Origin of the sequence: Burkholderia sp. Ac-20365 (assembly GCF_017104715.1) — a bacterium.
In the GTDB taxonomy this organism is placed as follows: domain Bacteria; phylum Pseudomonadota; class Gammaproteobacteria; order Burkholderiales; family Burkholderiaceae; genus Paraburkholderia.
The window spans coordinates 141,803-155,364 of the sequence record NZ_JAAGPI010000014.1 but is presented as its reverse complement, the minus strand read 5'-3'; the positions used below and the strand labels follow the sequence as shown (position 1 = coordinate 155,364).

Genomic DNA, 13,562 nt, shown 5'->3' with positions numbered 1-13,562 from the left:
GCGCGTTACGCTGCCGCGCGCACGCCACGCCGCGCTTTTTTCAGCGCGCCGGGGTTCGCGGAATTAGCGGCGTCGACCGCGGCGACGAGTCCGTCGATACGCGCAAGATGCACACGATTGTCGTGATCCCACGGATGAAAACCGGGCTTGAAAAACCGCAGCCATTCGCGTGCGATGCCGGGGAATACGCCGTGTTTCGGACCGTACAGAAACTTCACCACGCTCCATAAGCCGCGCAGATTGTGACCACGCTTGCGATCCCGAATCAGCAGACGCACGTGATAGTCGAACACGATCAGCCAGAAGAACACGGTCACGGCGATCATCGTGCCCGTGCGGATCAGGTAACGGCCAATGCCCGGTTTCATCACCGTATTCCATACATCGTACGAGACGGATTTGTGCTCCGTCTCTTCGAGCGCGTGCCAGGTCCACATCTGCGCGTAGCCTTCAACCGAACCTTCGATGCGCGAGCCGTCCTCGAGCAGCAAGCCCGCAAGCATCGCCGTGTAGTGTTCGAGCGCGACTGTCATCGCCAGTTGATACGAAGGCGGCAGCAGCTTGCGGTTCAGGTTGAGGAACATCGTGAGCCGCCTGTCGAGCAGATGCGCGGGCAATCCCGCCGATTCGAGCAGATCGTTGTACTCGATATGCTCGCGCGTGTGCATTGCTTCCTGGCCGATGAAGCCGAGCACCTGCTTTTTAAGCTCCGGGTCCGTAATCTGGTCGCGATAGTGGCGCACGCTGTCCATGAAAAAGCGCTCGCCCGCCGGGAACAGCAACGACAGTGCGTTGAAGAAATGCGTGACGTGCGGGCCGAGCCGATGCCAGTCGCAGGCGCGATCTGCGGGCAGGGCGAAGCGGAGGTCGCGGCGTACGGGCATCATGGCCTGTCTCCCTGGCGAGATTGATTCGATGGCGGCAAGAAAGCGCTCATGCGCGCCGTCCTTCGACGGCTGCGTCGCGCCGTGCGCGCTTTTGTGCGAGGCGCTTCAGGCGGCGCGTTTGCAGCACGACGAGCGCCTGATAAGCAGCGGGCAATGTGCGCGCGAGCCAGTCGGCGGCGCGTGCGTCGCGGCCGATCAGCACACGCCGTTTGTTGCGGCGCACGCCGTCGAGAATCACGCGCGCGGCATCGTCGGCCGTCGTGATGAAGAACTTCTCGAAGTCATCCTTGCCTTGCTGTTCGTTCTCGATCATGAAGCCGACCATGTTCGACGCAATGCGGCTGGATTGCGCAATCGCCGTGCGAATGCCGCCCGGATGGACGCAGGTCGCCGAAACACCACACTTCATCAGATCGAGTTCCTGGCGCAATGCTTCAGTGAAGCCGCGCACGGCGAATTTGGTTGCGTTGTAGCCGCTCATGCCGGGCTGCGCGAAGAGTCCGAATACGCTCGACGTATTGACGATATGTCCTTCGCCCGATGTTTTCAGCAAAGGCAGGAACGCTTTCGTGCCATGCACGACGCCCCAGAAATTGATGCCGACTATCCATTCGAGATCGTCATAATCCATCCCGTCGATCGTGCTCGACAGCGCGACGCCCGCATTGTTGAAGACAAGGTTCACGCGTCCGTGCTGGCGCGCGGTGTCGGCCGCCCAGTCGTACATCGCGGCGCGGTCGGCGACATCGAGCACGCATGTGGTGATGCGCAGCGGCGCGCCAATGCGTTGCGGCGCAACGGCCTGTGCCAGTTGCGCGGTTTCGGCGAGCGCCGCTGCATTGCGGTCGGCGAGTGCGAGATGGCAGCCCTCGCGCGCAAGCTGGATCGCGAGCGCGCGGCCCATGCCGGAGCTTGCGCCTGTGATCGCCGCGACGCGGTCGTTGAAGTGCTTCATTGATCGTCTCCCTGAGCTTGTGCCTTTATCGTTGTGTCATGCTGCTTCGACGGGTGTCGCGTGCGTCGTTTGTACGGATTGCGCGTCATGCGATGCATGCGTGTACGCGAAGTAATCGTCGATGCGGAAGGTGCGGGTCGCTTTGCGGAAGCGATACGCGAAGCCCGGCCACAGTGTCGTGTTCTTGCCGTTGCGCGGATCGAGATACCAGCTCTTGCAGCCGCCCACGGACCAGATCGCGCGCCCGAGTTTCTGCTGGATGCGTTCGTTGTATTCGCGCTCCACGTGCGGTCGCACTTCGATCGCCGCCGCGTTTTCGCGTTGCATCGTCTTGAGCGCGCGCAGGATGTACTCGACCTGCGACTCGATCATGAACACCATCGAGTTGTGTCCAAGCCCCGTATTCGGGCCGACGATCATGAAGAAGTTCGGATAGCCCGGCAGCGTCGTGCCGAGATACGCATGCGCGCCGTTGCGCCATGTATCGACGATATCGACGCCGCCGCGTCCCTTCACGACGCCGCGCGGAAACGGATCGGCGACCTGAAAGCCCGTGCCGAAGATGATGCAATCGGCCGGATGGCGCACGCCGTCGGTCGTGACGATTGCATGCGGCTCGACGCGCGCGATGCCTGTCGTCTTCACCGAAACATTTGCGCGCGCAACGGCCGGGAAGTAATCGTTGGAGATGAGGACGCGCTTGCAGCCCATCGTGTAGTCGGGCGTGAGCGTCTTGCGCAGTTGCGGATCGCTGACCTGTTTGTGCAGATGACGCACGGCGACCTTCTGCGCGGTCTTCATCAGCGATGGATGCACGGCAAAGCCGAATGCGCGCGATTCGAGCATGCTGAAGAGGCTCGCGCGCATCAGCTTCTGCGTGAACGGCAGATGACGGAACAGCCATTGCTCGACGGGCCGCACGGCACGATCGGCCTTCGGCATGATCCACGGCGGCGTGCGCTGGAACAGATCGAGATGCGCGACGCGCGGCGCGATCTGCGGCACGAACTGGATCGCGCTCGCACCGGTGCCGATCACGGCAACGCGCTTGCCGTCGAGCGGATAGGTGTGGTCCCATTGCTGCGAATGGAACATCTTGCCTTCGAACGATTCGAGGCCTTCGATGTCCGGAAACGCCGCGCGCGACAACCCGCCCATACCCGACACGAGCACGCGCGCGGACCATTGCTGCCCATTTGCAAAGCGCAGTTGCCAGCGATGCCGCGTTTCGTCGTAGACCGCGCTTGCGAGTTCGTGACGCAAGCGCAGATGCGACGTGATGTGAAAGTGCTGCACGCAATTTTCCAGATACGCGCGGATTTCCGGCTGTCGCGCGAACATGCGGGACCAGCGCGGATTTGGTGCGAACGAAAACGAATAGACATGCGATTGCACGTCGCACGCGCAGCCGGGGTAGTGGTTGTCGCGCCAGGTGCCGCCGACGGATTCTGCTTTCTCCGCGATCACGAAGTCCGTGATGCCGGACTGCCGCAGCCGGATCGCCATGCCGAGCCCCGCGAAGCCCGAGCCGATGATGGCGATATCCGTCTCGATGGGTCTCGTGTCGTCGCGTGAGGGGGCGACGCGTGGCGTCTTGTCGTTCATCCGTTTCTGTCTCCCTGTTTTTACCTGTTGTGGTCAGTGATAACTGTTACATTGATGGATGTAACGATAGGGGGCGTGTGGGTGTTGCGCAAGGCGTGTTTTTAGACTGGCGGCTCTATGTGGACTTAAAGACGGCGTCGTTTAAACGCTGTGTGTGGATGTGCGGCGCGGCGCGGCGGGCGTGTTTGCGATTTGTTCAAACGCTTGCGTTGTGATCGAGGTTGGTTTTGTGGTTTTGGTTTTGGTTTTGGTTTTGGTTTTGTCTTGCGACGCTTTTGTGGTCTGCTTTTGGTTTCGCTGGCATCCGCGATTTGTTGCTGGTTTGTCTTGCGACGCGTGGGAGGTTTGCTTGTGGTGTCGCTGGTATCCGCGTTTTGTTATTGGTGCTTCACGCGTTGCCCCTGTGCGGGGCGGCACTTACTTTCTTTGCCGCCGCAAAGAAAGTAAGCAAAGAAAGCGGGCTAACACCGCCGTTTCCTGACCACCGCCTGAGGGCCCCCAACAGTTCCTCCGCTTCAAACGGCGTCCATCGAGCCAACGCCCGCTGCTAACGCCTTGAATGGGCGCCTCACCCACTCCAATCACCCGTGGCACAGCAAGCGGCAGCGATTGGTTACGGCCGCCCAGGTGGCAAACTGTGTGTAGGTCGTAGTACTCCACATCTCAGCGCTCTTACGACACCGATCGTGCTTTCGAGCCGTGATCTTGGTGTTCAGTCCGGAGTGGAGCGCATACGCCGCGACAGCCTACACACAGTTTGCCGCTATAGAACGTGGGCGATTTGATCACGCGTGTGGCGACGCGGGAGTGTGGAGCGGGTGATGAGCCAATTCGAAGCGTTGGCAGCGGGCAACGAGAAGAACGATGCCGCGTGAAGGATAAGACCCTGTGGGGGCCCTCAGGCAAGAACTAGCACTGGCGGTGTTCAGCGGCTTTCTTTTGCCTACTTTTCTTTGCCGCGGCAAAGAAAAGTAGGTGCCGCCCCGCACAGGGGCGACGCATGAAGCACGAAGGCAAATCGCGGATGCCAGCGAAACCAAAAGCAGACCACAAAAGCGTCGCAAGACAAACAAACCAAACAAACCAAACAAACTATCTCTTCTTCTTACTGACATTAACCGAACCACCCCCACCCGCATCTTTGCGTTCAAGCTTCCCCATAATCGCCGCGACGCGGTCACCAAGATAATCACCGGAAGCCTCTTCCAGCGCGCGATTCATTTCACTTTCCACCAGCACCATACCGAGCGGCCGCACGCGCCAGACCGCATCGACGAGAGCAGGAACATCGGCCGGCGGCGGCAGCGCATCAGCGTCGTAGCGATCCAGTTGCCGTACGACAAGATCGACCAGCGCCTTCGCAATCGCATTGAAATGCGGACGCGATACGTTCACCGCATCGAGCAGATCGGAAAGCGGAATGCCCGCTTGCGCCATCGTCGCGCCGGCGTTGAGCGTCGCGGGACTGCGCGCGACAAACGAGAGCCCGTCGCGCTCGAGCAACCCGAGTTCGATCGCCTTCGAAACCGTCTTCGTCAACGCAGCCGGCGTGCCCTTGACGCCGAACATCCGCGCAAGTTCGACGAGCGAATACTGCTTCGGATGCTCATGCGACCAGCGGCTGCCGATAGCGTTTTCAAGGCCGAGGATCGAACGCAGATCGTGGCCTTCGTCGATCGCCTTGATCAGGTCCTGGATGTTCGCGAGCGTGTAGCCGCGCGCGAGCAGGTGGTTGATGAGCTTGAGCCGCGACGCGTGCGTGTCGTCGTACACGCCTACGCGGCCGCGCTTTTCTGGCGGCGCGAGCAGACCGCGGTCCTGATACGCGCGAATGTTGCGCACGGTCGAGTCCGTCACGCGCGCGAGTTCGTCGACGGTGTATTCGTTGCGCTGCGCGACTGGCGAGGCTGCGCTCGCCAGCGCGGGTCTGGATGTTCTGGGCATGCGGTGATTCTAGCGCGGCGCGCTACCGCATTACCCGTCGATGGCCTGGGCGTCGGTGGGCAACGCGTCACTGCCGTGGCTGAGCGCGCGCTGCATCAGCGTCGAATCGAGCCAGCGGCCTTGCTTGAAACCAACCGCCTTCAATGTGCCGACCAGCTCGAACCCGGCGGCGCGATGCAGCGATAGCGAACCGCCGCGTCCGCCGTCCGCGATCACGGCGACCATCTGGCGCCACGGTCCCTGTTCGCATCGCTCGATCAGCGCGGCGAGCAGCGCGCGTCCGACGCCGCGGCCGCGGCATGCATCGTCGATATAGATCGAGTCTTCGATCGTAAAGCGATACGCGACGCGCGGACGATAGAGCGTCGCGTACGCATAGCCCGCAAGCTTGCCGTCGACGAGCGCCACGATATACGGCAGACCGTGCGAGAGCACGGCGGCGCGGCGCTGCTGCAGTTCTTCGGCGGAGGGCGGCGTTTCTTCGAACGATGCGACACCTGTCAAAACGTGGTGCGCGTAGATGGCCTGGATGGCGTGGAAGTCGGCGTCGGTGGCGTCGCGGATGACGGGCGCGGCGGCCGGGGAGGTCTCGCTCATTGTGTCGGGTTGCGGTGTCGAGGCTGGAAAGCTATCACTATGCCTGTGGCGTGCGAGGAAATGAAGCGGGTCAAAATTGGTGACACGCGCGCGGTCAAAGCCGATCAAGGTGAGCCAATCCAGGAGGGTGAGCCAATCCAGGAGCAACGAAACTCGCACGGCTGTCGTCGATGCATCGGTACAATTCCCATCAACCATGCCGATGCCGCGCATCCAGTGCTGTCCCGCTTGCAGGAGCAACCATGTCGTCCGCTTCGTACGCACACAAGCCGCTGACGCCGTTTCGCCGCGCACTTGCGCGCTTCTCCCTTTCGGAAAACGCCAAGTACGTCAAGCTGACGCTCGGGCTGTGGATCGGCTTTTCGATTCCCTACAACCTGGGCTATCCCGAAGCGGCCGTTGCGCTCGCCAGTTCGACGATGCTGACGCTCGCGCTCGGCAGCTCGATCTCGGCGGCGCGCGGTTATTTCTATCGGCGCGTGATGTCGAACGTCGTCGCAATGCCGATCGCCACGCTCGTGATCTGGGTGACGGCGCCGCATCTGTGGCTCGGCACGCTGCTGCTGCCGCTCGTGATCTTTGCGATCGTTCGGCTGCGGCCGTCGCTGTTCCAGATGACGAGCATCACGATTCCGATGACGCTCGTGCTCTACACGGGCGAGCATCTGCCGCTGCTGGAACAGCGTCTGATCGGCGTGGTGCTCGGCATGCTGCTGGGCTTCATCCTCCAGCAGCTCGCGTTTCCGCCCGATCACGGCTTCTGGGCGAACCGGCTCGTCAACGACGGCAACGAACAGGCCTTGCAGGCGCTTGGCCAGATTGCGTCGGGCGCGGACGATCCGGCGCAACTGAAGGCGAGCATCGGCAAGCTGAGAACGGCGAGCACCGACCTGAAGGAAGCGCATGGCCTGCTCAAGATGGATCTGCAGCAGGCGTGGATGTCGCCGCATCTGCAGCGCAATCGCGAGCGGCTGCCGCTTTTCTGGTGTTATCACGAACTGTTCGATTCGCTCGTCAACTTCCTGGAAACGGTCGCCACCTTCCACGATCAGTTCGCCGCACTCGATCCGCATTGGCGCGAGGCTTTTCGCACCGGGCTTGCCAGACTGATCGATGCGCACGGCAAGCTCGCGCAGGTAGCCGATCTGCGCGTCGAGCGCGAGGCGCTCGCCGTGAAGCCGCTGCAAATGGAGGTGCTGCACGAGATCGTCGATACGCTGCCTGCGCCCGGCGTGTTCACCAGTGTCTATCTCGGGCATCTTGCGGGCTACGGCATCCTGCTGTGCCGGTTGAGCGACATGCACACGGAGCATCTGGCGGCGGCCGGTGTCGCGGCCAACGCGACCTGATGCGAAGAGAAGCTCTATAAAACTGGGCGTCGGCGCAGCAAGCTGTCGATTAACATGCGAGCTTTCAGATCACCCGCATCGCCCAGGCGAGCTTTGCCATGAACCTGCTGTTACGCCTGTTCCTCACGTTCGTATTGAGTCCGCGTCGCGGGCAGCTGCATGTGCTCGATACCTGCATCACGCCGTTTCGTGTGTGGCTCAACGATCTCGACGTGCTGCGTCATATGACGAACGGCCGCTATTTCACGATCCTCGATCTCGCGCGCGTCGATCTGATGATTCGCTCGCGCATGTGGCCTGAGATCCGGAAGCGAGGCTGGTATCCCGTCGTGACGCTGGAAACGATGCGCTTTCACCGCTCGCTGGAATGGTGGGACCGTTACGACGTCGCGACGCGCGTGATCGGCTGGGACGACAAGCATGTGTTCATCGAACAGGGATTCGTCCGCGATGGTGTGCAGGTTGCGCTCGGTGTCGTGCGCGCGCGTTTTCTGAAGCGCAGCGGCGGCACCGTGCCGACCGATGAACTCCTGGCGCTGGCGGGCGTCACGCAGGCATCGCCCGCATTGCCCGACTGGGTCGTGCAGTGGAGCGCGGCGGAAGGCGGGATGACGCTGTCGAACGCGCCACGCCAGCCCGCCGCTCGAGGTTGAACGACGCGCGCGCTGCAGTTTGCAGAGCAGCGCGCGTTGTGTGCAGCTTTAGGCTTGGGCCGCTGCATGCGGCACGACGACCGCGCCATGCGGGCCGTCGCCTCCCGGTCCGCCAGGTCCGCCGCCGCCATGTCCCGGTCCACCGCCGCCCCAGCCGCCGCCACCAGGAGGCGGGCCCCACCAGCATCCGGACAACGTGGCGGTCAATGCGGCCATGACGGCCAGAATCGCGAGCTTGCGCATCGATTGCTCCTTCTATGAGTTGTGCGTTTCGCTGCACCGCTGCGAACACGCGGTGCAGTACGAAGCCCGCACCTTACCCATCGAAGGACAATCGCGCTTGACATCCGCGTTACAAAATCAACAGAAGTTTGCGTGCGACGGCGCGTGTCTTATGCGCTGTAAATGCGCGTCAATGCTTGTCGCGCAAGACTTCGCGCGTGGTCGACGTACAAATTCTCCTGTCACGATCTGTCTGCCTTTGTAAGGGACGTTAAGGCATTCGGAGGCGTGCAACGACGCTTCACTTCTTCTTGCGCGGCTTGCTGTTCGCCTCGCGCCACTCGATCATCGCGCGCAACAGCACGACGCTCTGCTCGTCGATGATCGTGCGGAGCTGCTCGAGCCGCTCGCCGTCGATCGACTTCCACTGCAGCGCCGCCAATGCCGTGCAACGCGTGAGATGGAACGACACGAGCTGACCGTTGATGGCCAGCAGCCGGATCACCGTTTCGGGATCATCGGCGGGCCGTCCCAGCAGGCGCCCGACGATCTCCGAACTCACGCTCAGCAATGGCTTGCGCATGCGCTCGTTCAACCGTTCGGCGGCGAATGCCGGACCGAGTCCCGCCTGTTCGCGTGCCATGAAAAGCCGCCACGTAGCGGGCGTTTCCGTCGTGAACAGATAACTGGCGACGCGCGCCTGAATCGAGCGAAACGCTTCGATCAGTTGATCGTCGGAAGGATTCGCGTCGAGGACTTTCTGCGCGGCCTCGACGGCATCCGCGAAGAAGGCCGCCACGTTCGCCATGATGTACTCGACGCAGGCCTGATAGACGCCTTCCTTGTTGTCGAAGTAATACACCAGCGCAGGCGCGTTGACGCCCGCATGCTCGGCAATCTCGCGCGTGGACGCGCCTTCGAAGCCGCGCTCGCCAAACAGGCTCAGCGCCGCCTCGATGATCTTCGCGCGGGTCTCTTCGCCGCGCTGATAGCCGCCTTCCGCTGCGGGGCGATGTCTCGGTGTGCGTGTGGTCACGTCGTTTGAGGGTGAATGAGGGATAAGCGGAAAGGTAAAAGGTAAGGATCGTAAAAACAATATTGTTGACTAAATTGTACCAACTGGAATAATTATAACGATCGGTATAAATTATTCGAGGTCAACATGTCAGCCACTTTGCCCGTCGATGAATCGGGGCGCGCCGCTAACGCGCAACGGTCCAGAAAGAAGGGCGTATTTCTTGTCATCGGCGGCGTTGCCGTGCTCGGCGCAATTGCATGGGGCGCGCACTGGTGGACGGTGGGCCGTTTCATCGAAAGTACGGACGACGCGTATCTGCAGGCCGATGGCATGACCGTCGCGCCGAAAGTCTCCGGTTACGTGGCCGAAGTGCTGGTCGGCGACAACCAGGCCGTCAAGCGCGGCGAGCCGCTCGTGCGGCTCGATAGCCGCCAGTACGATGCCGTGCTCGAACAGGCGAACGCCACCATCGCCGCACGTCACGCGGATATCCTGCGCGGCCAGGCGGAACTCTCGCAGCAGCAGGCGGCCATCGCGCAAGCCCGCGCGCAACTCGACGGCGCGAGCGCGAACGAGGCGCATGCCGTCGGCCAGGTCAAGCGCTACGAGCCGCTGGCCGCGACAGGTGCCGAAACATCCGAACGCGTCGAGGAATTGCGCAACACGCAGCGCCAGGCAAGCGCCACGCGTGCCGCGGATGCCGCCGCGCTGCAAAGCGCCGAACGCCAGATCGCGACCACGCAGGCCGCGATCGAACAGGCGCGCGCGCAGTTGACCGCCGCCGAAGCCAGCGCGCGCCAGGCGCAACTCGACACACAGGACACGGTGCTCAAGAGTCCCATCGACGGCCGCGTCGGCGACCGCAGCGTGCGTATCGGTCAGTACGCGCAGCCGGGCACGCGCTTCATGACGATCGTGCCCGTGCAGGACGTGTATCTCATCGCGAACTTCAAGGAAACGCAGATCGGCATGATGCGTAAGGGCCAGCCTGTCACGATGCGCGTCGACGCATTGCCGGGCACGAAGCTGCACGGCACGATCGACAGCTTCTCGCCGGGCACGGGTTCGCAGTTCGCGCTGCTGCCCGCGCAGAACGCGACGGGCAACTTCACGAAGATCGTGCAGCGCGTGCCGGTGCGCATCAAGCTCGATGTCGGTCCTGAAACGCGCAAGGTGCTGCTGCCGGGCCTTTCCGTGAATGTCGATGTCGACACGCGCGGCGCGCGCGACAACGAAGCGCGCATCGAAAGCGAGAACGGCCGTGGCTGAGCACGCCGCCGCGAAACCTGCCAACGCGACGGCGGCCGACTGGATCGCCGTTGCCGCGGGCGCGCTCGGCGCGCTGATGGCAACGCTCGACATCTCCATCACGAACTCCGCCTTGCCGCAGATTCAAGGGCAGATCGGCGCAACGGGTACGGAGGGCACGTGGATATCGACGGGCTATCTGATGTCCGAGATCGTGATGATTCCGCTCGCCGCGTGGCTCACGCGCGTGTTCGGGCTGCGTAACTTCCTGCTCGGCAACGCAACACTTTTCACGCTGTTCTCGATCATGTGCGGGATGTCGCATAGCCTGCCGCAGATGATCGTCGGGCGCATCGGCCAGGGCTTCGCGGGCGGCGCGATGATTCCGACCGCGCAGACCATCGTTGCGACGCGCTTGCCGCGTCACCAGATGCCCATCGGCATGACGGCGTTCGGACTGATCGTGCTGCTCGGGCCGCTGCTCGGGCCCGTGGTGGGCGGCTGGCTGGCGGAGAATATCGACTGGAGCTGGTGCTTCTTTCTGAATCTGCCCGTGGGCGTGGCGCTCGTCGTGCTGCTCGTCGCCGGGCTGGATACGGCGAAAACCAACTGGCAGCAGTTCGTGCGCGCGGACTGGCTTGGCATCGTCGGGATGGCGGCGGGGTTGAGTTCGCTCACCGTCGTGCTCGAAGAAGGGCAGCGTGAGCGCTGGTTCGAATCGTCGATGATCGTGTGGCTGAGCGTGGTTGCCGTGGTTGGCATCGCGTTGCTGCTGGCTGCGCAGTTCGTGTCGAAGCATCCCATCGTGCGTCTGAAGCTGCTGACCAACGCACGTTATGCGAGCGTGATCTTTATCGTCTTCACGGTCGGCGCGGGGCTCTATTGCGTGTCGTATCTGTTGCCTCAATTTCTTTCGGGCATTGCGGGTTACAACGCGCAGCAGTCGGGCGCCGTGATGCTGATGTCGGGCCTACCCGCGTTTCTGATGATGCCTGTGCTGCCGCGCCTGATGGGCCGTGTCGACACGCGTTTGCTCGTGATGGGTGGCCTCGCATGTTTCGCGGGCAGTTGCCTGCTCGACGTCGCGCTGACATCGCAAAGCGCGGGCGATGACTTCACGTGGTCGCAACTGCTGCGCGGCGTCGGCCAGGTGCTCGCGATGATGCCGCTGAATCAGGCGTCGATGGCAGCCGTGCCGCGCGAACAGGCAGGCGATGCCGCGGGTCTTTACAACATGGCGCGTAACCTGGGCGGATCGGTGGGACTGGCTTTGCTTGGCACGTTCATCGACCGTCGCAACACGTTTCATGACGACATGATCCGCGAGTCGGTGACGGCGAATTCGCTGATCGGCCAGGAGCATGTCACGCAAAGCGCAGCGGGCTTTTTCGCGCAACACGGCGACATGGCGTACGCGAAGATGCAGGCGCTTGGCCAGCTCGCGGCGCAGATGCAGTTGCAGGCGAGCGTCATCACGTTTTCAGAAACGTTCTATGTGCTCGCCGTCGCGCTGCTGCTGTGCATTCCTCTCGCTTTTCTTCTCAAGAAGCCGGCACCGGGCACGCCGTCGGCCGGACATTGATACCTGTGATGAAGCCATTTGATTTTGCCGCTCGACGCGGCGTGATAGCCGCGCGTCGCGTTTCGCACGTTGCGCCGGTGCTTTCCACCGTCGCGGTAGCGCTGACCGTATTGCTCGCGGGCTGCACGGTCGGCCCCGATTACAAGGGCGCGCCGTCCACGCTCAAATCGGGCAGCTTCAAGCGCGCGCCGGATGGCGTCGTAGCGACGGCGCCGGGCGTCGCCGCATGGTGGGTCGCGCTCGACGATCCGCAACTGACCGCGCTGATCCAGGCGGGCATCGACAACAGTCCCGATCTGCGCGCGGCGCAGGCGCGCGTGCGCGAGGCGCGTGCGGGGCTCTCGCAGCAGAAGAGCAACGCGTTGCCGAAAGTCGGCGCGAGCGCGGCTTATCTGCGGATGCGCGAGCCCGATCTGTCTTCGCTGACGGGCGGCAGTTCGTCGGGTGGGCGCGGTCCGCTCGGCGTGTATCTGGCGGGCTTCGACGCAAGCTGGGAACTCGATCTGTTCGGCGGCACGCGTCGCGCGGTTCAGGCGGCATCGGCGGACGCGGATGCATCGGAAGCAGATCTCGCCGACGCGCACGTGCAGCTCGCCGCGGAAATCGGCAGTGCGTATGTCGGTTTGCGCGATCAGCAGCAGCGCATCGCGATCGTGCGCAAATCCGCGGATCTCGAAGCGACGGTGCTGTCGCTGACCGAGCAGCGGCGCGACCGTGGCGTGGCATCGCTGGTCGATGTCGAGCGCGTGCGCACGCAGGTCGAGAACACGCGCAATGCGCTCATTCCGCTCGATGCGCAGATCGCTGAATCGCTCGACGAACTCGCGTTGCTGACGGGCCGCGAACCGGGCGCGCTCGACGCCACGCTGAACCAGCCCGCGCCATTGCCCGCGCTGCCGCAGACGATTGCGGTCGGCGATCCGGCGACGTTGCTGCGGCGGCGTCCCGATGTGCGCGCCGCTGAGCGGCGGCTCGCCTCGCAGAGCGCGCAGATCGGCGAGCGCGAAGCGGACTGGTTTCCGAAAGTCACGCTGTTCGGCAGCTTGAGCTATAGCGCAGCGGACCCGGGCCATCTGGTGCGCAAGGACAACCTCACGTGGCTCGGTGTGCCGTACCTGCAATGGAACGCGTTCGACTTCGGTCGCACGAAGGCGAAGGTCGATCAGGCGCGCGCGTCGTTCGACGAAGCGCAGGCGAAGTACGAGAGCACCGTGCTCGGCGCGCTGCGCGATGCCGATGTCGCGTTGTCTCGCTATGGGCACGAACGCGAGAACGTCGTGAGCCTGCGCACGGTGGAAGACTCCGCGACGCGTGCGGCGACCTTGACCGAGCAGCGTTACCGCGCGGGCACGGCGACGGCGCTCGACTGGATCGACGCCGAGCGCACGCGCTATACGGCCGAGCAGAATCGCGTGCAGAGCGACGCGCAACTGATCAAGGACTACGTCGCGTTGCAGAAGAGTCTGGGTCTGGGCTGGGAAGGCATCGCTGCTATGCCTTGA

At 63.1% G+C, this 13,562-nt stretch carries 12 protein-coding genes; 5 read left to right on the top strand and 7 right to left on the bottom strand.

Annotated features, from left to right (window positions below):
• Nucleotides 1-5: 5 nt before the first annotated feature.
• From G3O01_RS24210 to G3O01_RS24190, 5 genes are all read right to left on the bottom strand, one after another.
• Nucleotides 6-887, bottom strand: a complete 882-nt coding sequence (locus G3O01_RS24210; RefSeq protein WP_205808581.1) for a metal-dependent hydrolase — start codon at nt 885-887, stop codon at nt 6-8.
• A 46-nt stretch (nt 888-933) separates the two neighbouring features.
• Nucleotides 934-1,842 (bottom strand): SDR family NAD(P)-dependent oxidoreductase, encoded by a 909-nt coding sequence (locus G3O01_RS24205; RefSeq protein ID WP_205808579.1) that lies wholly within the window; start codon nt 1,840-1,842, stop codon nt 934-936.
• A gap of 36 nt (nt 1,843-1,878) precedes the next feature.
• Nucleotides 1,879-3,447 (bottom strand): NAD(P)/FAD-dependent oxidoreductase, encoded by a 1,569-nt coding sequence (locus G3O01_RS24200; protein ID WP_205808564.1) that lies wholly within the window; start codon nt 3,445-3,447, stop codon nt 1,879-1,881.
• 1,092 nt (nt 3,448-4,539) lie between these two features.
• Nucleotides 4,540-5,391, bottom strand: coding sequence for a MerR family transcriptional regulator (locus G3O01_RS24195; protein ID WP_205808562.1), 852 nt, complete (start codon nt 5,389-5,391; stop codon nt 4,540-4,542).
• A gap of 30 nt (nt 5,392-5,421) precedes the next feature.
• Nucleotides 5,422-5,988, bottom strand: a complete 567-nt coding sequence (locus G3O01_RS24190; RefSeq protein ID WP_205808560.1) for a GNAT family N-acetyltransferase — start codon at nt 5,986-5,988, stop codon at nt 5,422-5,424.
• Nucleotides 5,989-6,230: 242 nt separating this feature from the next.
• Here G3O01_RS24190 and G3O01_RS24185 point away from each other — a divergent pair, with 242 nt between their 5' ends.
• Entirely contained in the window at nt 6,231-7,337 is a 1,107-nt protein-coding gene (locus tag G3O01_RS24185; RefSeq protein ID WP_205808559.1) for an aromatic acid exporter family protein, read from the top strand.
• A gap of 98 nt (nt 7,338-7,435) precedes the next feature.
• A complete protein-coding gene (locus G3O01_RS24180) occupies nt 7,436-7,990 on the top strand; it encodes a thioesterase family protein (RefSeq protein ID WP_205808557.1) in 555 nt (184 codons plus the stop codon).
• 48 nt (nt 7,991-8,038) lie between these two features.
• Here G3O01_RS24180 and G3O01_RS24175 read toward each other — a convergent pair whose 3' ends face one another.
• Both G3O01_RS24175 and G3O01_RS24170 read right to left on the bottom strand, forming a co-directional pair.
• The gene (locus G3O01_RS24175) at nt 8,039-8,233 is read right to left on the bottom strand and encodes a hypothetical protein (RefSeq protein WP_205808555.1); all 195 of its coding nucleotides are present in this window, start codon (nt 8,231-8,233) and stop codon (nt 8,039-8,041) included.
• Nucleotides 8,234-8,513: 280 nt separating this feature from the next.
• Complete coding sequence (locus tag G3O01_RS24170; protein WP_205808554.1) at nt 8,514-9,248, bottom strand: CerR family C-terminal domain-containing protein; 735 nt, start codon at nt 9,246-9,248, stop codon at nt 8,514-8,516.
• Nucleotides 9,249-9,374: 126 nt separating this feature from the next.
• On the opposite strand from G3O01_RS24170, the gene G3O01_RS24165 reads away from it, so the two are divergent.
• From G3O01_RS24165 to G3O01_RS24155, 3 genes are read left to right on the top strand one after another with little or no spacing between them, the layout of a single operon-like run.
• A complete protein-coding gene (locus tag G3O01_RS24165) occupies nt 9,375-10,499 on the top strand; it encodes an HlyD family secretion protein (RefSeq protein ID WP_205808552.1) in 1,125 nt (374 codons plus the stop codon).
• The gene (locus tag G3O01_RS24160) at nt 10,492-12,060 is read left to right on the top strand and encodes an MDR family MFS transporter (protein ID WP_205808550.1); all 1,569 of its coding nucleotides are present in this window, start codon (nt 10,492-10,494) and stop codon (nt 12,058-12,060) included. Before G3O01_RS24165 ends, G3O01_RS24160 begins: the two co-directional genes overlap by 8 nt.
• A gap of 8 nt (nt 12,061-12,068) precedes the next feature.
• On the top strand, nt 12,069-13,562 hold the full coding sequence (locus tag G3O01_RS24155) for an efflux transporter outer membrane subunit (protein WP_241024228.1): 1,494 nt from the start codon (nt 12,069-12,071) through the stop codon (nt 13,560-13,562).

Coding starts and splice junctions, on each gene's coding strand:
- G3O01_RS24210 (WP_205808581.1), bottom strand. CDS start 887: ATGATGCCCGTACGCCGCGACCTCCGCTTCGCCCTGCCCGCAGATCGC.
- G3O01_RS24205 (WP_205808579.1), bottom strand. CDS start 1,842: ATGAAGCACTTCAACGACCGCGTCGCGGCGATCACAGGCGCAAGCTCC.
- G3O01_RS24200 (WP_205808564.1), bottom strand. CDS start 3,447: ATGAACGACAAGACGCCACGCGTCGCCCCCTCACGCGACGACACGAGA.
- G3O01_RS24195 (WP_205808562.1), bottom strand. CDS start 5,391: ATGCCCAGAACATCCAGACCCGCGCTGGCGAGCGCAGCCTCGCCAGTC.
- G3O01_RS24190 (WP_205808560.1), bottom strand. CDS start 5,988: ATGAGCGAGACCTCCCCGGCCGCCGCGCCCGTCATCCGCGACGCCACC.
- G3O01_RS24185 (WP_205808559.1), top strand. CDS start 6,231: ATGTCGTCCGCTTCGTACGCACACAAGCCGCTGACGCCGTTTCGCCGC.
- G3O01_RS24180 (WP_205808557.1), top strand. CDS start 7,436: ATGAACCTGCTGTTACGCCTGTTCCTCACGTTCGTATTGAGTCCGCGT.
- G3O01_RS24175 (WP_205808555.1), bottom strand. CDS start 8,233: ATGCGCAAGCTCGCGATTCTGGCCGTCATGGCCGCATTGACCGCCACG.
- G3O01_RS24165 (WP_205808552.1), top strand. CDS start 9,375: ATGTCAGCCACTTTGCCCGTCGATGAATCGGGGCGCGCCGCTAACGCG.
- G3O01_RS24155 (WP_241024228.1), top strand. CDS start 12,069: ATGAAGCCATTTGATTTTGCCGCTCGACGCGGCGTGATAGCCGCGCGT.